Here is a 22,364-nt window from a genome sequence, read left to right as displayed (position 1 = left end):
GAGTCGTGGGGCGCTTCGCGGGTGCGGCACGCTTGCGCTTGGCGTTGCTCGTCGGGCGGCGCGCGGTGGTGCACGGATATGCTTGGTGCGTCGTGGGGCGCTTCGCGGGTGCGGCAGGCTCAAGCTCGGCCTTGCTCGTCGGGCGGCGCGCGGTGGAACACGGACATGCGTGGTGAGTCGTGGGGCGCTTCGCGGGTGCGGCACGCTTGCGCTCGGCGTTGCTCGTCGGACGGCGCGCAGGGTGGAGCACGGGCATGAGCAGTGAGACACAGGGTGCCCTGCCGGTGCGGTGGGGCCCGCGCGCGCAGCCGCTGGAGCCGCTGGCCGTGGTGGGCGTGGGGGACGTGGCCCGTGCGCTCGCCCGGCGCGTGCTCCTGGCGGATGACGCTCGGCTGTCCACGTGGAGTGGTGTCGCGGGACGGGGTGTGCTCGTGCTGCTGGGCGCCTCCGAGTCCCTGCCGTGGGTGGATGGCGTCACGTACCTGGGGCGAGACGTCTCCGCGCCGTCGCTGTTGCTGCCGTGCGCGCTGGCTCCCGAGGTGCTGGTGTCCGTGCTGGAACGGGCGCTGCTCTCGCGCGTGGAGGTCGGTGGCACGCCGTGGGCCGTGTTGCCCTCGGGGCCGTGGTTGCTGTCCGTTGCGTCGGCCCGGCCGGTGCACCGCGCCACGCTCGCCGCGTGGCTCGCGGACGAGGAGGGCGGGGCTTCATGAGCGCGCTGCCTCCCTCCCTGAGTCCCTGGGCCGAGTCCCTGTCGCTGTTCCCCGAGCCCCTGTCGCTCCACGTGGGCGCGTATGTCGCGCGACTGGCGGCGGCCGTGGGTGGGATGCGCTCGCGCTCCAACATGGAGGGCGGTGAGCCCGAGGGATATGACGGGCTGTCCCGGCGCGGCTCGTTCGACCGACTGCTCGTCAGTGAGTGGCTCTGGGCGCTGGAGGCTCCCGAGGAGCTGGTGCGTCGCGCCGCCTTCGGAGAGCTGTCGTACCTGAAGCCCTCGTTCCGACAGCCGCAGGGCGCGCGTCGCACGGTGGTGCTGCTGGACGCAGGGCCGGACCAGCTCGGCAACCCGCGCATCGCGCACCTGGCGCTGCTCATCGTCATGGCCCGCCGCGCCGAGGCCGCGGGGGCGGCGTTCACGTGGGGGGTGCTCCAGGCGCCTCCTCCGAAGCAGCGCCCGTACTCCGAGGTGACGTCGTCGCTGGTGTTGTCCTGGCTCGGCGCGAGGGACCTCGCGCCGCCAACGGAGGAGCAGCTCGCCGCGTGGCGTGAGGCGCTCGCGCTGGAGGCCACTCCGGAAGATGCGTGGCTCGTGGGCGATGCCCGGCTGGCGCGGCTTCCGAGCGCACGCGGGTTGTCTCGCGTGGAGGTGGGCGAGGTGATGGAGCCTGGCGAGCGCAAGCTCCAGGTGGACGTGCGCCCCGCGTCGCGTGAGGCGCGCTCGGTGGTGTTGGAGTTGCCGCCCGCGGACGACTGCGTCCGGCTCCTGAGAGACCCGTTCCAGGCGCGCGTCGCGAAGCCCGTGGTGCGCCTGTCCGAGGACCGGCCCACGTCGTTCCACTTCTCCGCGGAGGGCCGCCGGCTGGTGACGTTCCACGCGGATGGCAGTGTGTCCGCGATGGCCATCCCCGCCTCGCCGACGGCCACCCTCCCCAAGCCCCGGCGCATCAAGGTGAAGCCGAACCAGACGGTGCTGGCCGCGGGCTGGCGTCCGAATGGCGGGCTGCTCACGTTGATGGAGCGCGAGGACCGCTACGTGCTCCACGGCACGCTCTCCCAGCCGCGCATCCACCGGGGCGTGGGGTCGGCCGAAATCATCGGCGGCTGGTCGTCCGGCTATGCGCCCACGTTCCCCTCCGCGACCCCGGGACCGGGGCGCCTGTTCTCCTGGAGGGACCGGGGCCGTCACGAGATGGTGCTGCTGCTGACGCGCACCGGCGGGCTCTTCCTCGTGTATCGCGTCGAGGCCGAGCAGCGCATCGAGATGGTGGCGCTCGACTACCCGGTGACGGCGATGGTGGAGGTGGGCAACAAGCTCGTCTACATCCGTGGCGGCGCGAAGGTGCCCGTCAGCTCGCGGCTGGAGCGACTGAGGCGTGAGCCCTGGCAGACGGGGGACGCCGGCAAGCCGGTGTTCGTGCTCGCGCCGCAGGAGGATGCGCCCGCGCCTCCGCCCCGGACGTCGCTGCACGTCATGGGCACCTGGGACGCCGAGGACGTGGTGCTGAACGTGAAGCAGGGCGAGGCCTGTTTCGGTTGGGCGAGTGATGTCCCGGTGGTCCAGGGCATGGGGCTGCTCGCGGCGCGACACGCATCGAATGTGTGGCGCATGTTCCTCGCGGACCACCAGGTGGACATCACCGTGCCGGAAGGGGCGCGGGTCGTGGGCGTGGGCGTGGGCGGCTGTCACGTCGCGGAGCACCAGGTGGGACTGTTCGTCCTGGCCGCGGACCAGCGCACGCTCCTGTGGCTGACGGAGAAGCGCGAGACCGTGTTGAGGAAGGCGTCGGATGTGGTGACACACGCCGAGGTCAGCCACTCCGCGCCGCTGCTCGCGTGGCTGACGCGAAGTGGAGAGCTGGTGGTGATGGACCTGACGATGGGGCGGGTGCTCTACCGCGCGACGACGGGAGGGATGTGATGCGTCCTTCTCCCTCGCCACGTCAGCACCTGCATCGGGGCACGGTGAGCGCCGTGGCGTTCTGGTTCGACCCGGTGCTGCTCTCGGAGGACGAGGCGCGTCGGCGGGTGATGTCGCTGTGGGCGCCGGGGGCCTCCGTGCTGTGGGTCGCCAACGGGTACCTGCTGCGGCTGCCTGTCGCGCGTCGCTGTGACGCGGGGACGAGTCCGGGCCTCGCGCTCACGCTGGAGCGAGGGGTGCTCGTCTCGGCGCCGCTGTCGTCCGCGGAGTGGGAGCGGGTGGAGGCGCGGCCGGGTTCGCTCGTGCTCGTGCGAGGAGGCCGGGCCTGTGTGCATCCGGTGACGGGCGCGCTGCCGGTGGATGTGGCCTCGTGGCTGGACGTGTCGGCGTGGACGGCGGTGCCCACGCGGGGACTGGGTGCGCCACCGGCCCCCGTGGTGTCCGTGGTGGAGCCGAAGGCGCCGCTCACCCGGGCCTTCTTCGGCTCCGCGGTCCCCGAGCTGTCGACGGAGGCGAAGGAGGTGCTGGCGCGCATGCAGGGGCGCGTGGCGGAGGCGCCCGCCACGGTGAAGCCCGTGGGGTGGAGGGAGCGACTGCGCGCGGCGTTCGGACGGGGTGGTGCGATGGCGCGTGGTGGCTTGCTGTCGCGGTTGCGCGCGGCCCTCGGACCGGGGGATGAGGCGCGGCCTGGTGGGTTGTCGCGGCGCGGGAGCGATGGTTCAGGAACGCGTCCTGGGGTGTTGTCGCGACTGCGCGCGGCCTTCGGGCGAGGAGAGGGCGCTCGTCCAGGTTCGAGGTCGAGCTCGTCCGCCGCCAGGCGTGAAGGTTCGGCGGGGTGGTGGAGTCGGCTTCGCGCCGCGTTCGGCGGAGGTGCTGACGGCGCGCAGGCACGTGATTCGGCGCCGCGGGCCCGGTCCTCCGGTGGGAGCACGGACGGCTGGCTTGGCCGGTTCACCGCATGGCTCGGGAGCGGTGGCACCACGAGCGACGGCGCGCTCACCTCGGGAAAGCCGTCCTGGTTGGGTCGATGGTTGTCGTCCCTGTTCTCCACCGTGGAGGACGCGCAACCTTCGGGCACTCGCGCCCAGGCTCCGGGGCCGCGTCCCGCTCCTCCGAGCCCGGGTGTGTTCTCGCGCCTGTCCCAATGGCTCATCCACCAGTCTCCGCTGAGCCAACTGCTCCTGCGTCGCAAGGCGGAGTACCTGCGCCGCCTCTTCGAGATGTTCGAGGACGGGGACCTGAGAGAAGCCCTGCGCCACGCCGTGCCGCTGGGCGGAGGCGCCCCCGATGCGAACACCCGCGAGGCGCTCGGACTGCCGGGGCCTCGCGAGAAGCTCACGCTGCAGCTGGGGCCTCGGGGGCCCGCCACCACCTTCGCGGGCGGCGAGGACCTCTACGAGGCGCTGCGCCAACGCTACCGCGCGGCCTTCCAACGCTTCGAGCGCGAGGGCCGCATCGACGAGGCCGTGTTCGTGCTCTCCGAGCTGCTCGGCGCGCACCTGGAGGCCGTCGCCTTCCTGGAGAAGCACGGCCGCTTCCAGCTCGCGGCGGAGCTCGCCGAGGGCCGCGCCCTGGGCCCCGGGCTCGTCGTGCGCCAGTGGTTCCTCGCGAAGGACCCCCAACGCGCGGTGGCCATCGCCCGGCGCAGTGGCTGTTTCGCGGACGCGGTGCTCCGGCTGGAGCGCACGCACCCCGAGGAGGCCCGCGCGCTCAGGCTCCTCTGGGCCCAGGACCACGCCGACGCGGGCAACTGGTCGCAGGCCGTGCAGGTCATCTGGCCCGTGGTGGAGAAGCGGGAGCTGGCGCGCGGGTGGCTGGAGCGCGGCGTCGAAGTGGGGGGGCCCACCGGTTCGCGGCTGCTGGCCCGCTGGGCCTGCGCGTTCCCGGATGGCCTGTCCTCCACGCGCGCTCGCGTGTCGGCCCTGCTGGATGACGAGACGCCCCAGGGCGGCCTGGAGCGGCTCGCCTTCGCCGAGGCCCTGTCACAGGAGTCCGTCTCCGCCATGCGCGCGACGCTGCTCCAGCCCACGGTGCGCGCCCTGCTGAAGGACCGCGCCGCGGGCCGCGCGCACGTCACCGTCGACCTCCTCGAGCGACTGCTCAAGGAGCTGCTCGACGGCGCCCTGCGCGCGGACCTGCCCACGCTGCCCGCGCAGCGCCTCCCGGCCTGGGGCTCGGACCCGAAGCAGCCTCCCGTCGTCGCGTCCGCCTCGCTCGCCGACGCGGGGACCCACTTCGTCCACGACGCCGTGGCCCTGGCTGGCGGCCGCGTGCTGCTCGCGCTGGGGGAGGCGGGCGCGGTGCTGCTCAACGCCGAGGGCCGCAGGCTCGCGCACCTGGATGTCCCCGCCTTCTCGCTGGTGGCCTCGCTTCACGCGGACCGCGTGCTGGCCCTGGCGCCCCGGGGCGAGCTGTACCGCGTGTCCCGCGTCGACGTGATGGCGCGCACGGCCACGCACTGGTGCGACCTCGCCATGGAGAGCTGGGCGCCCACCTACGACGGCGGGAGCTGGTTCGTCGTGTCCGGCCACACGGTGATGATGCTGGACGCCCAGGCCCCCGACGCGCGGGCCCTGTGGCGCGTGGCGGAGGTGCCCGGCACCGTGCGCTCCCTGGCCGCGGACGACGCGTGGCTGAGCTTCGCCACCAGCCACCTGGAGCGCTGGACGTACGAGCTGCGCAACGGCCCCACGCTGCGCGCGCGTGGGCCGCTGGTGTCGGGACCGGCGGAGGAGGTGCTGGGGCTGCGCTCCTGCGCCCTCACCCCGGACGGCGAGGCCCGCGCGGCCGTGCTCATGGTCGACGAAGGGCCGCTGTTCCGCCGCGTCGACTGGCTGTGGCTGCCGCCCAACATCCCCCGACAAGCCACGCCGTGGGTCTCCGAGGCCGGGCTCGGTGAGCCCGTGCACCAGGTCCTCACCTCGACGTGGCGCGCGGAGGTGGTGCGCTGCGTGGAGGGCTGGGACGCGCGACTGCTCGATGCCCGGGGTGTCCTGCGCGCCCGGCTCACCCTCACCTTCGAGGGAGACACGCCGCCGCGCGTGCGGCTGGGAGGCTCGACGCTGCTCGTGTACGACGTGCACGGCCGCGTGCTGTGCCTGGACCTGGAGCACGGCGCCGTGCGCCACGTCGTCGCCGCGTGACGACAGGGACGCTCAGGAGCGGGTGAGCAGGTCCGGCGGCACATCGACGGAGGTGGCGCGCAGCACGCGGGCCTCGTCGTCCACGTCCAGCACCACGCGCACGCCCTCGACGGAGACGAGCAGCGCGGGAGGTGTGCCCGGCAGCGCCATCAGCCACGTGGACGCCATGGGCAGCTCGGAGCCCACCAGCTCCGCGGCGCGCAAGAGGTGCATGCGGACCGAGTGTCCCACCGGCGCGGGCAACAGGCGCAGCGGCAGGGACACGTCCTCGCGCAGCTCCAGCGAGTACGCGCCGGCCGGCTCGCGCGAGGGGAGCGCCGCCGCGAAGCGCAGGCGCGAGCGCACCGCGCCCATCATCGACTCGGGCGTGGGAGGCTTGTGCAGGTAGCCCACCACGCCGCCCAGCGGCACCTCCTGGCCGTGCAGCGCCTCGGAGAACATCAGCACGTTCAGGTGCCGCAACCGCGCATCCATGCGCAGCTGCCCGTACAGCTCCCAGCCATCCATGCGGGGCAGCATCAGGTCCAACAGGATGAGGTCGGGGTGCCCGGCGCGCGGGTGGGTGCGCAGCCAGTCCAGGGCCTCCACCCCGTCCGAGGCGTGGGTCACGGCGACGCCCTCCGCGTGGGCGGCGTCGGCCAGCCGCTTCCGCCAGGAAGGGTCATCCTCGACGAGGAGGAGATGGCGTACGGAGTGAGACATGAGGGACGGGGGGGAGGAGACCCGTTCTCATTAGCGCGCGCCACCTTTTCGCGCTCGCGGCCGCCGAAGCCCGTCGTTGGCTGGAGGACAGCCTGGCACCTGACGCGCGGCGGCTCGCGGGGAATCCAGATTCGCGGAAGTTGGAAACGAACGAGTGCCTTGGACCCCAGGCACGTCTTGTTCCAGGGGGCCGAGGTGGTCAACCTGACATGGACCATGGCACTGCGACTCCAGCTCATGCCCGAGGCCTTGTGTACGCTCTGCGAGTGTTCCGCGCCGGTCCGGCAGCAGCTCCAGGGGGAGCTGGCCGCGCTGGCCGCGGGGCTCCCGCTGGAAGGTCCCCTGTCTCCGGGACAGGCGGGCCTGGTGGTCCTGGGTTCGGGCTTCCGGGTCCATTACCTGCTGGAGCAGGAGCACCGCCTGCTGCGGCTGACGGAGGTCACCGCGCCCACCTCCCCGTGGGGGTGAGAGACAGGGCGTGAAGTGTGGGCTGGATGGCGCAAGCCATCTCGGCGGTTGTCCGGGCTCTGTGAGTGACCTAGACCCGGGGCACCCCCTGTGCCCGGAACCCCACCCCGACACGCCCTTGCCCATCCCCCTGGCTGACTTCCTGCTGAAGAACCGCGACGCCATCATGTCGGCCTGGGAGGTGGAGGTGCGCTCCATCCCCGCCGCCCAGGCGCTGGCGGGCCCCGCGCTGCGCAACGGCCTGCCCCGGTTGCTGGAGACCATCGCGTTGATGATGCGCGAGCCCCGCCCGGAGCTGGCCTCGGGGCTGGGCGCCATCAGCGACCACCACGCCCTGGAGCGGCTGGGCGAGGGCTTCGACCTGCGTCAGGTGGTGGTGGAGTACCGGCTGTTGCGCTCGTGCGTGCTGCGCCTGTGGTCCTCGCGCGGGAGCGCCACGCCGCGGCCGGAGGAGGAGCGCATCTTCCACGAGGCCATGGACGAGGCGGTGGCCGCGTCCGTCAGCCGCTACACCCGCGCGCGCGAGCGCACGCTCCAGGCGCTGGACCGCATCAGCGCGGCGGCGCTGGGCAGCCCCGACGTGGCGGGCTTCCTGCCCCGGCTGCTCCAGGTGCTGCGCGAGACGGTGGTCGCGGTGGACGTGGCCGTGGTGCTGCTGCGCGAGGGCGATGACCTGCTGCGCGTGGAGAGCGCCGTGGGTGAGGGCGTGGACGTGGGGGGCCGCGTCCCGGTGGGCCAGGGCTTCGCCGGCACCATCGCCGCCACCCGCAAGCCCCTGCTGGTGCACGACGCGAGCCGTGACGTGCGCGCCCGCTCGGACGTGGTGCGCACCTCCGACGTGCGCGCGCTGTACGGCGTGCCGCTGGTGCTCGACGACGCGCTCATCGGCGTGGCGCTGATGGGCAGCCGCGCCACCAGCGAGCTGTCCGAGGAGGACTTGTTGTTGTTCCGCGCGATGGCGAACCGGGCCACCGCGCTGCTCGCGCAGGCGCAGGCGCACGCCCGCGAGCGCGAGGCCCACGAGGAGGCGGAGGTGTCGCTGGGGCGGCTTCGCGAGAGCGAGGCGGGCCTCAAGCGCTGGGAGGAGGTCTTCTTCCGCCTGGGCGTGGGCGTGGTGGTGGTGGCCGGCGAGCACGACGTGCTGCTGGACGTGAACCCCGCCTTCGCGCGCATGCACGGGGCCACGCCCGAGGAGCTGGTGGGCAAGCCGCTGGAGACGGTCATCGCCCCGGAGGCGCGCGGCATGCTCCCGCGTCACGCGGCGGCGGCGCGCTCCAAGCCCTCGCACGAGTACGAGTCCCTGCACCTGCGCAAGGACGGCAGCCGCTTCCCCGCCTTCACCCACGTGACGGCCTTCCGCGACGAGACGGGCAAGGTGTCCCAGCGCGTGGCCACGGTGATGGACATCACCCAGCGGCGCGCGGTGGAGACGGACCGGCAGCGGCTCTTGTCCACCATCGAGTCGGAGCGCGCGCGGCTGGCGGCGGTGCTCGAGCAGCTCCCCGCGGGCGTGGTCATCGCGGACGCGGCCAGCGGCCGGCTGGCGCTCGCCAACCGGCAGGTCTCCACGCTCACCGGCCGCCCGTTCCAGCCCATGTCCAACGTGGACGCCTTCGCGGGGGACTACGGCGCCTGCCACCTGGACGGGCGCCCGTACGCGCCGGAGCAGTGGCCCCTGTCGCGCAGCCTGCGCACGGGCGAGGTGGTGCAGGGCGAGGAGGGGATGCTGCGGCACGAGGATGGCCGCTCGATGACGGTGCTCGTCTCCAGCGCGCCCATCCGCGACAGGGACGGGGACATCATCGCGGGCGTGGCCACGCTGACGGACGTCACCGAGCGCCGGCGCGCCCAGGAGGCCGCGCTGCAGGCGGCGCGCTTCGGTGAGCGGCTCATCGCCATCGTCAGCCACGACCTGCGCAACCCCCTCAACGCCATCCACCTGTCCACCACGCAGCTCTTGCACAGCGAGGCCCTGCCCGAGCGCGAGCGCCGGCTCGTCACGCGCATCGCCCGCTCCAGCGCGCGGATGACGCGGATGATTTCGGAGCTCCTGGACTTCACGCGCGGCCGGCTGGGTGGCGGCATCCCCGTGCATCGCACCGCGGGGGATTTGCGCGCCGTGGTGCGCCAGGGCGTGGAGGAGCTGGAGGCCGCGTGGCCGGAGCGCACCCTGCGCGTGGCGGGCGGCAGCGGGCGCTACGAGGGGCAGTGGGACGCGGACCGGCTGCTGCAGGTGGTGAGCAACCTGGGCGGCAACGCGCTCCAGTACAGCGCGGCGGAGGTGCCCGTCACCCTCACGCTGACGGACCAGGGCGACACGGTGGTGCTGGAGGTGCACAACCCGGGCGAGCCCATCTCCCCGGACGCGCTGCCCCACCTGTTCGACCCGTTCCGCCGCGCGGGCCACAGCCATCAGGGAGGCGGCAACAGCGGGGGCCTGGGCCTGGGGCTCTACATCGTCGAGCAGGTGGTGAAGGGCCACGGGGGCCACATCGAGGTGACGTCCACGCAAGAGACTGGCACGGTGTTCCGGGTGACGCTGCCGCGCGCGCCGCCGGCATGAGGCAGGGCGGGGGCCTCCTTCAGCCCTGCGTGCTCACCACGCGGGCCAGCGTGGCGCGCAGCTCGGAGAGGTCCACCGGCTTGGGCACGGTGCCCTGGATGCCCTCGGGCAGGGCCTGGTGGTTGCCCGCGCCGGAGACGACGACGACGGGCAGCTGCTTGAGCCGGTCATCCTCGCGCACGTGGCGCATCAGCTCCCAGCCGCTCATCACCGGCATCATCAGGTCCAGCAGCACCGCGTCCGGACAGGGCAGCCGGGACAGGCGCTCCAGCGCGGACTGGCCGTTGCCGGCCGTCTCCACGGCGAAGCCCTCCAGGGTCAGGAACTCCTCCAGGAGCTCCCGACTGTCGACGTGGTCTTCCACCAGGAGGACGAGGCTGGGCGTGCACATGGAGACTCAGCCTCGTACCGGCGTCCGACATCCGCCAGCCGCGGCGCGTCGAGACGTCCTCGCGTGGACGTCCCGGGTGTCCGCCCGTGAACATCGGGCGATTCGGAGGTGAGCGAAGCTCAGCTCGCGGGGTCCTCCTCCGGCAGCAGCCTGTCCTCCAGCACCTCCTCCGGGGACTCGCCCGCCTGCACGCGCAGCGCCGCGTAGCGCAGGCCCGTCACCTCCGCGAGCGCCTCCGCCCGGCCGAAGACCAGCCCCGCGCGGCGCGCGTACAGCCGCAGGGCCCGCGCCAGCTCCGCGCCCGTGGAGAAGCGCTCCTCGCGCGCCGGCGCCAGCGTGCCCCTCAGCAGCGGCTGGAAGGCCGCCGGCACCGAGCGCAGCGCGTCCTCCAAATCATCATGGCCGTAGGCGCGGATGCGGCGGCGCAGCTCCCGGGCGGCGGCCAGGCCCACCGCGTTCTTCATGGCGTCCTCCAGCGCCTCGCCGGCGTCGGACGGCGGCTGGGTGAGCGCGCGCTCGTGGCGGTGGCGGCGCTCGGCCTCGAAGCGGTCCGCGCCCTCGAAGAGGTGGCGGCCGGTGAGCAGTTGCAGCAGCACCAGCCCCAGGCCGAACAGGTCCGCGCGGCCGTCCAGCGGCTGGCGCGCGACGTGCTCGGGCGCGGCGTAGGCCAGGCTCACGGGGGGCGCGGCGCGCGCGGCGTCCCCGGAGAACACGCAGGTGGCGGCGCCGAAGTCGAGCAGCTTCACCGCGCCGTGCTCGGTGACGAGGATGTTGTGGGGTGCCACGTCGCGGTGGACCACGCGCAGCGGGTGGCCGTGCTCGTCGGTGAGGGTGTGGGCGTGGTGGAGCGCCTCGGCGATCTCGGCGGCGACGTAGAGCGCGAAGCCCTCCGAGAAGGGCAGGTGCGAGCGGGAAGACGCCTCCAGCAGCGCGTCCAGCCGGTGGCCGGGCGTGTGCTCGAAGACGAGCACCGGCGTGTCGTCCGGGCCCTTGAGGTGGTGCACGGAGACGACGTTGGGGTGGTGCAGGAGCGCGGTGAGCCGGCCCTCCTCCAGCAGCCGGTGGATGGCCGCGGCGTCCTCGCCCAGCGGGCGCTTGATGACCGCGTAGCCGCAGAAGTCCGCCTCGTAGCGACGACGGGCGAGCAGCAGCTCCCCATGGTGCGCGGCCCCCAAGGACCTCACGAACTCATACGACGCGCGGCCGGAGCGCAGCAGGACTTCCGGAGGCATGGAGGCGTCGGACGACGGGGGCGACATGGTCGGCTCTCCTTGCGACGGCGATGGGCCCGATGGGCCCGTGGGCGCACCGTGAAAAGTATGTTCGTCCTCCGGCTGGAAGTCACCCCATGGGTAGTGCGTGCCCCGTCCACCGCGGCCGGCTCCCAGCGTCCGTTCCTTTCGCGCGCCATCCGTCCGCTGACGGTGGAGCCCCTGCCCGGGGTGGTTCCTGTTTCCGACCTTGAACAGTTTGGGGCCGAAGTCTTGATTTTCAGTTTTGCGAATGGGAGGTGTGAGGTGGGCTCCGAGGGATGTCCAGGACCTGGGAGGGCGGCCCCGGATGGCCAGGGAAGTCCAGCGGTGGACGCTGGACGTCCCAGGTCGGATGGAGCGAGGTCCACCGAGGGGCGGCGGGGGGAGGGCGGTGGACGCGCGAGGCCGGGGTGGGAGGGGTGGCGGGAGGGCTGGACCCGGGTCCGAGGACTACCCGGCGTATCGGTATTTCGCCTGATGACGTGGTGGGTTATAAGCCGGTCCGGACACACGTCCGAGGGAGGCCTGAGGCGGTGCAGGCCGGGGCCTCGGTCCGAACTCACAAGGTTGACGCGGTGAAGACCCACCCTGCAGGTTCCTCCACCCCTCGCAAGTCGTCCCGCGCGTCCAGCAAGGGCCGACCGAGCGACCGTGCCCGTCAGTCGCGTCAGCAGCTGGAGCGGCGGCTGGCGGTGAGCGTGGGCGAGGAGGCCCGCTCGGCGCGGATGCGCGCGGGGCTGACCCAGGCGGACGTGGCCGAGCGCATCGGCATCGCCGCGGAGGTCTACGGGCGGATGGAGCGCGGGAAGATGATGCCCAGCGTGCCCACGCTGTTCCGGCTCTGCCTGGCGCTGCGGCTGTCGGCGGACGTGGGGCTGGGGCTCGTGACGGCGGCCTCGGTGGGGGCGGCGCTGTGGGAGGAGGACTCGCGGGACAAGGACCACCTGCCGGAGATGCGGCGCCTCTTGCGCACGCTGCGGCGCATGTCCCGCGGACAGCTCAAGCTCGTCAACCAGGTGGCCGCCGCCATCCTGCCGCAGCGCTGAGCGTCAGCGGCTCGGCAGGCAGAGCGTGTCGGCCGGGCAGCGCTCGGGGAGCGGTGCTCCGGGGCGCACGGACTCCCCCGGGTGCGTGGGCGTCTCACGGGGAGCCCGTGTCTGCTCCGCGGTGAGCGCGCCCCGCGCGGTGGACTCGGCCGAGGCGGCGGGCATGAAGCTCAGCGCCACCAGCACCAGCAACACGCCCAGCAGCAGCTGGAGCAGGCGACCTCGCAGGATGCGGAGGGAAGGCGGGGCGATCATCTCGCGAGCCTCCGCGCGGCGCGCGCTCGGGCGAGGACGACGCCCCGGCCCACCGGAGAGGCCGAGGACACGAGGGGAGACGGGGACGACGACGGGGCGATGACGGCCCGCCGGCACCAGGACAGGGACAGACGAAAACGCATGACGCGGGGCTCCGGAGTGCGGGGAAGTTGGTGAGCCCTCCCTCTGGTGTCCTCCCTCCCTCCAGGACAGGCCCGTTGTTCACCCCAGGACGTGCCACGTCCCCTCCGTCCGGCACCGGACGCGGGGCGCGCGCGACGATTGCCCGTGCTCTCCGGGTGACGCCTCGGCGGCCTGGGCGCTTGTCACCCCGCCGGGTCCCTGGCCTCATGGAGTCTCGAGGGGCCCACGAGAAGCGACGTGACGGATTCGATTCGGGGAAGGCGGCGGCGAGGACGCTGGCCGCGCGTGCTCATGGCGGTGTGGCTGCTGGCGCTGTGCGCGCCGGTGGGCCGCGCGAGCGCCCAGGCCCCGTCCACCCCCGACGCGGGCGTGCCCCCCGTGGCCGCCGAGGTGGACCTCTCGCGCACGGACGCGGGCTGGACGGTGGACACGGGGCCCTCCGACGCGGGGTCCGTCTTCCTGCCGCCCACGCTCGCCCAGGATGCCCCCGCGCCGTATCCGCCCCAGCTCGCCGCCGAGCGCGTCTCGGGTGTCGTCCGGCTGGAGCTGCTCATCGACGCGTCCGGTGAGGTGGAGTCCGCCACCCTGGTCCAGGGCATCCACCCGCTGTTGGACCGGGCCGCGCTGCACGCCGCGCCCGGCCTGCGCTTCACGCCCGCCACCGTGGACGGCCAGCCGGTACCGGTGCGGCTGGGCTTCGAGTACCGCTTCGAGGCGCCCGTGCTCGCGCCCGACGCCGTGGCCCAGGCCCCCGTCACGCTGAGCGGGCGCGTGCGCACCAAGGGCAACCGGCGCCCCGTCGTCGGCGCCACGCTGGTGTCCGAGGCCGCCCCCGACGCGCCGGTGCAGACGGACGCGCAAGGGTTCTTCCAGGCGCGCTGGCCCGCGGGGGAGCACCGCGTGCGCGTGTCCGCGCCAGGCCACAAGGCGGGGACCTTCCGCGAGGTGCTCAAGGCGCAGGAGGCGCTGGAGGTGGTGTACGGGCTGGAGCCGCTGGTCATCAACCCGTACGAGACGGTGGTGCGCGCGGACCGCGAGCGCACCGAGGTCAGCCGCGTGACGCTGCACGACGCGGAGCTGCGCGAGGTGCCCGGCACCATGGGCGACCCGTTCCGCGTCGTCATGCTGCTGCCGGGCGTGGGCAGCATGCTGTCCGGCGTGGCCTACCCGGTGGTGCGCGGCAGCCAGCCCGCGGCCACGGGCTACTTCCTGGACGGCATCCGCGTCCCCATCCTGTTCCACCTGTTCCTCGGCCCCGCCGTCATCCACCCGGACTTCATCGACACCATCGACTTCTTCCCGGGTTCGCCGCCGCCGCGCTACGGGCGGCTGCTGGGCGGCGCCATCGAGGGCCGGCTGAGCCGTCCGCGCGATGACCGCGTCCACGGCAGCGCGTACGCGGACCTCATCAACGCGGGCTTCTTCCTGGAGACGCCGTTCCCGTCCACCGGCACCAACGTCAGCGTGGCGGGCCGCTACTCCTATACGCCGTGGCTCATCGCGCTGGCGGCCAACAAGCTGCAGGACCCGCCCGCGCCGGGGCGGCTCAACGAGAAGGTGGTGCTCGACTTCTGGGACTACCAGCTGCGCGTGGAGCAGGACGTGGGCCGGGGCAAGCTGCGGCTGTTCGCGTTCGGCTCGTCGGACACCTTCGGCACCGAGGCCCAGGATGAGTTCGGCGACACGGCGATGCAGTCCATCGTCTTCCACCGCATGGACCTGCGCCACCGCCACCCGCTGGGGGGCGGAGAGCTGGAGCTGGGCGTGACGTGGGGCCTGGACCGCTTCGCCATCGTCAGCAGCGACCCGCCGAGCGACGCCACCGCCATCCACATCGACCAGGGCACGTGGGCCGCGCGCGCGGGCTACACCGTGCCGTTGGACCCCGCCGTGACGCTGCGGCTGGGCGGGGACGTGGACCACAAGCGCGCCATCGTCGACTTCTACGAGCTGACGCCCGACGAGCAGACCGAGCAGCTGGCCCCCGTGGCGCTGGCCACGTTCATGGGCGCGTGGGCGGAGCTGGTGTACCAGCCCTCGCCCCGGTGGTCCTTCGTGCCGGGCCTGCGCGTGGACAACTACCACCTGTCGCCCGGCATCGACCACGCGGTGCTGGAGCCCCGGCTCACCGTGCGCCACCAGTTCAACGACGCGCTGGTGCTCAAGGGCTCCGCGGGCCTGTTCCACCAGCCGCCCACGTCCCTCATCAGCCTGCCCGTGGTGGACGTGGGCAGCCTGCTGTTGGGCCTGCAGCGCGGCGTGCAGCTGTCGCTGGGCGCCGAGTGGAAGGCGCTCAAGGGCCTGGAGCTGGGCGTGGACGCGTACGTCAACCCGCTGGTGCGCACGATTGAGCTGACGCCCTTCTCCGACGAGGGCCTGACGGACGAGGAGACGCCGCTGCCGGACCCGGAGCCCGGCATCCCCGACCGGGGCGACATCGACTTCCCGGACTTCCAGAGCAGCGGCGTGGCCTACGGCCTGGAGCTGCTCATCCGCCACCCGCTGGGGGACAACTGGTTCGGCTGGCTGTCGTACACGCTGCAGCGCAGCCTGCGCCGCACGCGCTTCTACCGGTACGACTTCGAGGGCAACGTCATGGGCGAGGCGACGGGGGATTTGCCCTTCGCGTTCGACCAGACGCACGTGCTCAACCTGGTGCTCAGCTACAAGTTCTCCAACAGCGTCACGCTGGGCGGGGTGCTGCACTTCAACACCGGCCGCCCCGAGTACGGGACGCTGGGCACCCAGACGCACCGTCCGGGACGCGACGCCACGGGCCGGCCGTCGTGGGTGAAGGCGGACCGGGACGCGGTGGACCGGCTGCCGCCCTTCTTCCGCTTCGACATGCGCCTGTCGAAGGCCTGGGTCTATGAGACGTTCAGCCTGGAGGCCTACCTGGACATGCTCAATGTCACCATCAGTCAGGAGACGGTGAGCTTCGAGTACGACGGGGGCGGCGGCCGGCCGCTGTCCAAGAAAGCCGTGGGGCTGCCCATCGTCCTGCCCATCCTGGGGATGAAGGGGCGATACTGAACCCCACGATTGATGGATAGCGCACGCTTGCCGGCCCTCCCCGCGAGCGGCTTGCCCCAGGAGGGGGAGGGCACGGTTTGATTCGGGCCTGGAGCGTGTTGAAGGGAGCCGACCTGCCCCCAGGACGGATGGACACTCCCAGGCTCGACGGTGGACCGCCCGACATCAGGTGAAGACGCCATGTTCCACGAAGGGATTGCGACGACGATGTCGGAACGGCCGCCGCGGCGGGAGACGTCTCCGCGCGGCGTGATGGGGCTGGCCAGCCTCCCCGCGCCGCAGGACAGTGCTTCCGACAACACCCTGCTGCAGGGCGCCGAGGCGCCCGGCGTGCTGGTGGTGGACGACAACCCCGCCAACCTGGTCTCGCTGGAGGCCATCCTCGAGCCGCTCGGCGTGCGCCTGACGAAGGCGAGCTCGGGGGAGCAGGCGCTGCGCTTCCTGTTGCGCGAGGACTACGCGGTCATCCTGCTGGACGTGCGGATGACGGGGATGAACGGCTTCGAGACCGCGTCGCTCATCAAGCAGCGCGAGCGCACGCGCAACGTGCCCATCATCTTCCTCACCGCGTACGGCCGCGACGACACGGAGCTCGTCACCGGCTACTCCACCGGCGCGGTGGACTTCCTGCAGAAGCCCTTCCCGCCGGAGGTGCTGCGCTCCAAGGTGTCCGTCTTCGTGGAGCTGTTCCGCGCGCAGCACCAGGTGCGGGCGCAGGCGGAGCTCTTGCGTCAGAAGGAAGCGGAGTCGCGGGAGCTGGCGCACCGGGCCGCGGGGCACATCGACCGGCTGCGCGACTTCACCGCGCGGCTGTCGGAGGCGAGCACCGTGGCGGAGGTGTGCCGGGCCCTGTTCGAGCAGGGGCTGGTGGCCGCGGGCGCCAAGGCGGGCGCGGTCAATCTCTTGAGCGATGACGGCGAGGCGCTCGAAATCGTGGACGCGGTGGGCTACCCGGAGCAGGTGCTGTCGCGCTGGCGGCGCATCCCCCTGTCCCAGCGCGTGCCCCTGACGGAGGCGGTGCGCGAGCAGAAGCCCATCTGGCTGGGCTCGCTGGAGGAGTGGACCGAGCGCTACCCGCACCTCAACGCGCACGGCATCCACGAGTCCGCCATCGCGCTGCCGCTGCTGGTGAAGGGGCGGGCGCTGGGCGTCATCGGCCTGTCGTTCGCGCGGGCGCGGCTGTTCACGGAGATGGACCGGGCGTTCTTCTCCGCGCTGGCGCACGCGTGCGCGCAGGCGCTGGAGCAGGTGCGCCTCGTCACCGAGGAGCGCCGCGTGCACGAGGAGCTGCGGCGGCGCTCGGAGTTCGAGCAGCAGCTGGTGGGAATCGTCAGCCACGATTTGCGCAACCCCCTGGCCGCCATCTCCATGTCGGTGGGGCTGCTGGAGAAGAAGAACGAGCTGTCCGACAGCCAGAAGCGCACGGTGCAGCGCATCGGCCAGGCCTCCGAGCGCGCGGCGCGGATGATTCGCGACCTGCTCGACTTCACCAAGGCGCGGCTGGGCGGCGGCATCGCCCTGCACCGCCAGCCCACGGACCTCAAGGACGTGGTGACGCAGGTGCTGGACGAGGTGCAGGTGGCCCACCCCGGGCGGCATGTCGACGTGGAGGTGGCGTCGGACGTGCGCGGGGAGTGGGACCCGGACCGCATCGCCCAGGTGCTGACGAACCTGCTCTCCAACGCGCTGGCCTACAGCCCGCAGGGCGCGCCCGTGCGGCTGCGCACGTTCGCGGAAGGGGGCCACGCGCTCATCAGCGTCTACAACGGCGGGGACCCGATTCCGCACGAGCTGTTGTCGCGGCTGTTCGAGCCGATGACGCGCGGCTCGCTCAAGGAGGGCCAGTCCAGCCGCAGCATCGGCCTGGGGCTCTACATCGTCCGGGACATCGTCCGGGGGCATGGGGGCAGCGTGGACGTGGTGTCCTCCCAGTCCGACGGGACGACCTTCACGGTCCGCCTGCCCCGGCTGACCGGGTGAGTCGCGCCCTGGCCCCTGTGGGTGCGGTGCCTTCCTGCCCTGGGGGGCAGTGGCGGGTGTCGCCCTGGGTGCATTTTGCTTCGGGGCGCGGGTCGGTAGGGGGCCGCGGCGCCCCGGGTGGGTTCGGGGCCGCGGGGCGGAGTGTCTCTCGCCAGCGCAATGCTTACGGGTGAGCACTGCGGGAAGGGCTGTACCCGAGGACAAGTTCGCGACACCTCGGACATGGCACTCTCTGCCAACGCGCGGTGCGCGCCCCGGTCCCCGCACGTGGGCTCCAGGGGTGCTGCTCGCCGGGGGGAAGTCGATGGTGAGCCTGTCGTCGCTGCCGGGGCCTGCCCTGGCACGGTCGCTCCATGCCGCAAGTCCCGCACCGTGCATCCGCCTGGAGGCCGTGCGGGGGAGCTCGGGAGAGGTGCTCGACTTCGAGTGCGCGTCGCTCAACGCGGCCGCGGAGCACCTGGTGCGCGACTGGGGCGTGCCCTCGTGTGTCTCGCGCTGGGCCCAGCAGGGGCTGGGCGGCGTGGACCTGGAGGCGTGCGTGCGCACGGCGTCGTCCGGTGTGCCCCTGGCCGCGACGCTGCGGCTGACGCGCGACGGGCTCCACGGGCGCTTCCAGGTGGTGGGCGTGAGGGAGGCGGAAGGGCTGGTGCTGTGGCTGCTGGAGCCGGAGGGGGGGGACCCGGCGGTGGTGGAGGGCGCGCTGGAGCGCGAGCGCGAGGCGCGGCGTCGGGCGGAGGCGGCGCTGGAGGCCGCGCGCGACGCGCTGGCTCGCGAGGAACTGCTGCGACAGGCCTTGTCCAAGGCGCGCATGGTGGCGTGGGAGTGGACCGAGGCGCGGCGCGCGGTGACCTGGTCCCAGGACGCGGCGGGCTTCTTCGGCCAGTCGCCGGGCGCGCTGGGCGGCTCGCTGCCGTCCTTCCTGTCCTGCGTCGTGGTGGAGGACCGGCCCCGGGTGGCGCGGGGCATCGAGCAGGCGCTGGCGATGGACGGCGCGTACTCGCTCAAGTTCCGCTGCCGTCACCAGGACGGCTCCACGCACTGGTACGAGGCGGTGGGCCAGAGCTTCCACGAGGAGGAGCGGCCCCACCGCATGGTGGGGGTGGTGGCGGACTGCACCGAGCGCGAGGCGGCGGAGGCGGTGCTGCGCGAGGCGGAGGAGCGCTACCGGCTGGCGGCGCGCGCCACCCATGACGTGTTGTGGGATTGCGATTTGGAGACGGGCCGGGTGCGCTGGGACGGGGGCCAGGAGGAGCTGTTCGGCTACGGCCCGGAGGCGGCGGACCACGACTTCGCGTGGTGGACCCAGCGGCTGCACCCCGACGAGCGGGAGTCGGTGTCCCGGGGCCTGCACGACTTCATCGCGTCCGACGAGGACGCGTGGCAGGCGGAGTACCGCTTCCGCAAGGACGACGGCGGCTGGGTCCACGTCCTGGACCGGGGCGTGCTGTCGCGCGACGCGGCCGGGCGGCCGGTGCGGATGATTGGCTCCATGATGGACATCACCGAGCGCAAGCGCACGCTGGAGCGGCTGGCGGAGGAGGCGGAGTTCCGCGAGCGCTTCATCGGTATCCTCGGCCACGACTTGCGCAACCCCCTCAACGCGATAACGCTGTCCGCGCGCGCCCTGCGCCGGCGCGCGCCCCTGAGCTCCACCCAACAGCAGATGGCCCAGCGCATCGAGGCGAGCGCCGAGCGCATGGGCACCATGATTTCGGACATCCTCGATTTGACGCGCGCGCGGCTGTCCGGCGGCATCCCCTTGCAGGTGGCGCCGGCCAACCTGTCCAACGTGTGTCGACAGGTGGTGGAGGAGCTGTCGGCGGTGCATCCGGACCGCTACATCGCCTTCGACGTGGACGGCCGCTCCGACGGGCTCTGGGACGCGGACCGGCTGGCGCAGGTGCTCAGCAACCTGGTGGGTAATGCCCTGGAGCACGGCGCCCAGGATGCCCCCGTGCTGCTGCGATGTCTGGATTTGGAGACCCGGCAGGTGGTGGAGGTCCACAACCCCGGGGCGCCCATCCCCGCGCCGCAGCTGGCGACGCTGTTCGACCCGTTCCGTCAGGCGGGCGCCGCGCGAGAGAAGGGCCGGCGCCGCGGCGGGCTGGGCCTGGGCCTCTTCATCGTCCGGGAAATCGTCCACGCGCATGGCGGCAGCGTGGACGTGCGCTCCTCCGAGCTGGACGGCACCACCTTCACCGTGACGCTCCCGCGCGACGCGCGACGCGCGAGCCGGTAGATGTTTCACGCACGGCTCGCGGTGTGTCACGGCCCGTGAATCACCGTCCACCGTGAGGCGATACACGGCGCAAGCGTCAGCCGTCTCACGCTGACGCTGTCTGGCGAAGGACTTCCTCCCAGGAATTGGACGTGAGGACACCTGTCACCTCCGGCGACAGGGACTACCCGTTGTCTCAGCCGCGGAGGTGCCGCGGTGACCCCCAACGCGGAGCCTGTCCCATGCGCTTGTCCTTCATCCGTTCCCAGTCTCGTGGTTTCTCGTCCCGTCTCGTCCGCGCGTGGGCCCTGCCCGCGCTCCTCGCCGGCGCCGTCGGCTGTGGCCCGGAGGGCGTGAGCCCGGTCGACCCGAGCGAGTCGGTGGATACCCACGAAGCCGGCCTGGTGTCGACGAACGGCTTGTCGACGAACGGGCTCTCCACCAACGGGCTGTCGACGAACGGCCTGTCCACCAATGGCTTGTCGACGAACGGGCTCTCCACCAACGGGCTGTCGACGAACGGGTTGTTCAATACATGGTTCAGCTCGAACCCGGCGGCGGGCGACCAGCTGATGCGCTACGTGGCCCGCTGCGCTCTGTCGTCCTCCCAGACCCTGACGTACACCCATAACGGAACGACGTACTCGTGGCCCGGCTCACTGGGGCTGGCGCCGACCTGGTCCACCACGAACCAGCCCGCGTCGGTGGCGGAGCAGCAGGTGGTGTCCGCGTGCCTGGCGGCGCACGCGAACAAGTTCGGTGTGCACGTGAACATCTCCGTGCAGGGGCGCGGCGCGACGAACGTGAGCATCCCCACCACGACGGAGGAGGTCCAGACGTACAGCCAGAAGGAGGCGTGCTTCTTTGGCAACCTGTTCAACGGCGGGGGCCTCTTCGCGGCGAACGACGCCAACTACCTGGCCTATGACCAGAGCACGGTGCGCACCTGCGGCCTGTCGTCGTGGAGCGGCGACGCGGCGTGCGCGCCCACCATCCAGCACGTGGGCTCCTGCCTGGACCACTGTCAGCTGGACGCGACGCGCACGCACTACTCGCGCTGCACGTACAACGGCGTCGAGTACAAGCCGCTCGTCACCCGCATCCGTCCCCAGGACATCTACCGCTGCGGCGACGGCGTCTGCCAGGTCTCCGAGAAGTGCGGCACGGGCGTGACGCCGGACAGCTGCAAGGCGGACTGCGGCACCTGCCAGTGAGCTTCCTGGCGACCCGCCCATGACTCGCGGCTCCCCGCGCCGCGCGGAAGCGTGAGGCCCAACCCCGGGTGTCCTCCCCCTTCCCGATGAAGCAGCACCCCGAGCGTCCGTCCCAGACGCGCGAGTCGAGCCTTCCCCCATTCAGCACGCCCAGGTCTTCGCGAGGGACTTCCCCCGAAGTCTCCGAAGCCCGGGTCCCCCTCCTCGGTGAGTCGACTGCCCCTGGTTCCTGACCAGGCGGGCGGACGTGTGCGCCGGGATGACGGGGGGGACCCGAGGGCACGTCTGGCGGGGGACTGGCGATATGTCCGGATTCCGGCGGCGTTAGCGACCCCGGGGCTTCCGCCCGACGGCGGGCATTCCCGCCGCGACAACATGCCACAGCCGGCGGGTGTCCCCTTGCTGGTACCCATGCCTCATCGCTGAGTCACCGTCCCGGAGGTCATCTCGATGAACGCCGTCTGGAAGCCCCTGTCGCGAGCCCTGCTGCCCGCCCTGCTGCTCGCCGCCCAGGGCTGCGGCGGAGACGATGACGTCGAGTCCAAGGCGTACACCGTGCGCTTCAGCCCGCAGGTCCGGCAGGAGGCGCTGTCGTGCACCACCAGCTTCACCGACATCGGCACGTCGCGCGGCGTCATCGAGCTGCTGGACTTCCGCATGTACGTGCGCGACGTCACCCTCCTCCGCGCCAACGGCGAGCGCCACGCGCTGAAGCTCGCGCAGGACGGCGAGTGGCAGCGTGACGCCATCGCGCTCCTGGACTTCGAGGACGGCACCGGCACCTGCCGCACGGGCAGCCCCGGGACGCACCGCGAGGTGACGGGCACGGCGCCCGAGCACGACGACTACACGGGCCTGGAGTTCAAGGTGGGCCTGCCCCCGGACAGAAACCACCTGGACGTGGAGGTGGAGCCCGCGCCCCTGGACGTGCGTGACATGTGGTGGAGCTGGCAGGGCGGCTACAAGTTCGTGAAGCTGGACATCCGCTCGCAGCAGAACGCGACGTACTACTTCCACCTGGGCGCGTCCGGCTGTCAGGGCTCCAACGCGGATGGCTACACGTGCGGCGCGGCCAACCAGGCCACCGTCGCGCTGGACGGCTTCGACCCGGAGACGAACCAGGTGGTGCTGGACGTCGCGGGCCTGCTGTCGGAGCTGGACGTGAATCGCACGCCGACGGGCTCGGACATGATGCCCGGCTGCATGTCCGGCCCCACGGACCCGGAGTGCCCGCCGCTGTTGTCGCAGTTCGGCCTGAACGCGGACGGCACCCCCAAGGCGCTGCCGAAGACGTTCTTCAAGGTGCGCTGAGAGAAGGA

General features: G+C 72.5%; 15 protein-coding genes. 11 read left to right on the top strand and 4 right to left on the bottom strand.

What is annotated here, in order from left to right; genetic code table 11:
- The first annotated feature begins 254 nt into the window (after positions 1-254).
- From K8640_RS40375 to K8640_RS40365, 3 genes are read left to right on the top strand one after another with little or no spacing between them, the layout of a single operon-like run.
- Positions 255-710 (top strand): hypothetical protein, encoded by a 456-nt coding sequence (locus K8640_RS40375; RefSeq protein WP_223751940.1) that lies wholly within the window; start codon positions 255-257, stop codon positions 708-710.
- Complete coding sequence (locus K8640_RS40370; RefSeq protein ID WP_223751939.1) at positions 707-2,635, top strand: hypothetical protein; 1,929 nt, start codon at positions 707-709, stop codon at positions 2,633-2,635. The genes K8640_RS40375 and K8640_RS40370 overlap by 4 nt, the downstream gene beginning before the upstream one ends.
- Positions 2,635-5,778, top strand: coding sequence for a bpX6 domain-containing protein (locus tag K8640_RS40365; protein WP_223751938.1), 3,144 nt, complete (start codon positions 2,635-2,637; stop codon positions 5,776-5,778). Before K8640_RS40370 ends, K8640_RS40365 begins: the two co-directional genes overlap by 1 nt.
- 12 nt (positions 5,779-5,790) lie before the next feature.
- Here the strand turns inward: K8640_RS40365 and K8640_RS40360 are convergent, their stop codons facing one another.
- Entirely contained in the window at positions 5,791-6,480 is a 690-nt protein-coding gene (locus K8640_RS40360; protein ID WP_223751937.1) for a response regulator, read from the bottom strand.
- 216 nt (positions 6,481-6,696) lie between these two features.
- Between K8640_RS40360 and K8640_RS40355 the strand changes: the two genes are divergently transcribed.
- Both K8640_RS40355 and K8640_RS40350 read left to right on the top strand, forming a co-directional pair.
- Entirely contained in the window at positions 6,697-6,948 is a 252-nt protein-coding gene (locus tag K8640_RS40355) for a hypothetical protein (RefSeq protein WP_143097427.1), read from the top strand.
- Between the two features lie 118 nt (positions 6,949-7,066).
- The gene (locus K8640_RS40350) at positions 7,067-9,511 is read left to right on the top strand and encodes a PAS domain S-box protein (protein ID WP_223751936.1); all 2,445 of its coding nucleotides are present in this window, start codon (positions 7,067-7,069) and stop codon (positions 9,509-9,511) included.
- 19 nt (positions 9,512-9,530) lie between these two features.
- Here K8640_RS40350 and K8640_RS40345 read toward each other — a convergent pair whose 3' ends face one another.
- Positions 9,531-9,902, bottom strand: a complete 372-nt coding sequence (locus K8640_RS40345; protein WP_223751935.1) for a response regulator — start codon at positions 9,900-9,902, stop codon at positions 9,531-9,533.
- Between the two features lie 119 nt (positions 9,903-10,021).
- Positions 10,022-11,161: a protein kinase domain-containing protein gene (locus K8640_RS40340; protein ID WP_223751934.1), complete on the bottom strand. Its 1,140-nt coding sequence runs from the start codon at positions 11,159-11,161 to the stop codon at positions 10,022-10,024.
- Between the two features lie 569 nt (positions 11,162-11,730).
- Between K8640_RS40340 and K8640_RS40335 the strand changes: the two genes are divergently transcribed.
- A complete protein-coding gene (locus tag K8640_RS40335; RefSeq protein WP_324289143.1) occupies positions 11,731-12,201 on the top strand; it encodes a helix-turn-helix domain-containing protein in 471 nt (156 codons plus the stop codon).
- Between the two features lie 3 nt (positions 12,202-12,204).
- Here K8640_RS40335 and K8640_RS40330 read toward each other — a convergent pair whose 3' ends face one another.
- The gene (locus tag K8640_RS40330; protein WP_223751933.1) at positions 12,205-12,456 is read right to left on the bottom strand and encodes a hypothetical protein; all 252 of its coding nucleotides are present in this window, start codon (positions 12,454-12,456) and stop codon (positions 12,205-12,207) included.
- A 435-nt stretch (positions 12,457-12,891) separates the two neighbouring features.
- On the opposite strand from K8640_RS40330, the gene K8640_RS40325 reads away from it, so the two are divergent.
- From K8640_RS40325 to K8640_RS40305, 5 genes are all read left to right on the top strand, one after another.
- Positions 12,892-15,633, top strand: a complete 2,742-nt coding sequence (locus tag K8640_RS40325) for a TonB-dependent receptor domain-containing protein (RefSeq protein WP_223751942.1) — start codon at positions 12,892-12,894, stop codon at positions 15,631-15,633.
- 180 nt (positions 15,634-15,813) lie between these two features.
- Positions 15,814-17,613 (top strand): response regulator, encoded by a 1,800-nt coding sequence (locus tag K8640_RS40320; protein WP_223751932.1) that lies wholly within the window; start codon positions 15,814-15,816, stop codon positions 17,611-17,613.
- 391 nt (positions 17,614-18,004) lie between these two features.
- The gene (locus K8640_RS40315; protein WP_223751931.1) at positions 18,005-19,852 is read left to right on the top strand and encodes a PAS domain-containing sensor histidine kinase; all 1,848 of its coding nucleotides are present in this window, start codon (positions 18,005-18,007) and stop codon (positions 19,850-19,852) included.
- Between the two features lie 221 nt (positions 19,853-20,073).
- The gene (locus tag K8640_RS40310) at positions 20,074-21,045 is read left to right on the top strand and encodes a hypothetical protein (RefSeq protein WP_223751930.1); all 972 of its coding nucleotides are present in this window, start codon (positions 20,074-20,076) and stop codon (positions 21,043-21,045) included.
- A 450-nt stretch (positions 21,046-21,495) separates the two neighbouring features.
- A complete protein-coding gene (locus K8640_RS40305) occupies positions 21,496-22,356 on the top strand; it encodes an MbnP family copper-binding protein (protein ID WP_223751929.1) in 861 nt (286 codons plus the stop codon).
- The last annotated feature ends 8 nt before the right edge of the window (positions 22,357-22,364 follow it).

This window comes from Myxococcus sp. XM-1-1-1 (genome assembly GCF_020037095.1).
In the GTDB taxonomy this organism is placed as follows: Bacteria; Myxococcota; Myxococcia; order Myxococcales; family Myxococcaceae; genus Myxococcus; species Myxococcus fulvus.
This window is presented reverse-complemented; position numbering and strand designations above follow the sequence as displayed.

Excerpts from the sequence above, each read along its gene's own strand:
- K8640_RS40355 (WP_143097427.1), top strand. The coding sequence starts at position 6,697 with ATGGCACTGCGACTCCAGCTCATGCCCGAGGCCTTGTGTACGCTCTGC.
- K8640_RS40345 (WP_223751935.1), bottom strand. The coding sequence starts at position 9,902 with ATGTGCACGCCCAGCCTCGTCCTCCTGGTGGAAGACCACGTCGACAGT.
- K8640_RS40375 (WP_223751940.1), top strand. The coding sequence starts at position 255 with ATGAGCAGTGAGACACAGGGTGCCCTGCCGGTGCGGTGGGGCCCGCGC.
- K8640_RS40320 (WP_223751932.1), top strand. The coding sequence starts at position 15,814 with ATGTTCCACGAAGGGATTGCGACGACGATGTCGGAACGGCCGCCGCGG.
- K8640_RS40305 (WP_223751929.1), top strand. The coding sequence starts at position 21,496 with ATGAACGCCGTCTGGAAGCCCCTGTCGCGAGCCCTGCTGCCCGCCCTG.
- K8640_RS40330 (WP_223751933.1), bottom strand. The coding sequence starts at position 12,456 with ATGATCGCCCCGCCTTCCCTCCGCATCCTGCGAGGTCGCCTGCTCCAG.
- K8640_RS40340 (WP_223751934.1), bottom strand. The coding sequence starts at position 11,161 with ATGTCGCCCCCGTCGTCCGACGCCTCCATGCCTCCGGAAGTCCTGCTG.
- K8640_RS40365 (WP_223751938.1), top strand. The coding sequence starts at position 2,635 with ATGCGTCCTTCTCCCTCGCCACGTCAGCACCTGCATCGGGGCACGGTG.
- K8640_RS40325 (WP_223751942.1), top strand. The coding sequence starts at position 12,892 with ATGGCGGTGTGGCTGCTGGCGCTGTGCGCGCCGGTGGGCCGCGCGAGC.
- K8640_RS40370 (WP_223751939.1), top strand. The coding sequence starts at position 707 with ATGAGCGCGCTGCCTCCCTCCCTGAGTCCCTGGGCCGAGTCCCTGTCG.
- K8640_RS40360 (WP_223751937.1), bottom strand. The coding sequence starts at position 6,480 with ATGTCTCACTCCGTACGCCATCTCCTCCTCGTCGAGGATGACCCTTCC.
- K8640_RS40310 (WP_223751930.1), top strand. The coding sequence starts at position 20,074 with ATGCGCTTGTCCTTCATCCGTTCCCAGTCTCGTGGTTTCTCGTCCCGT.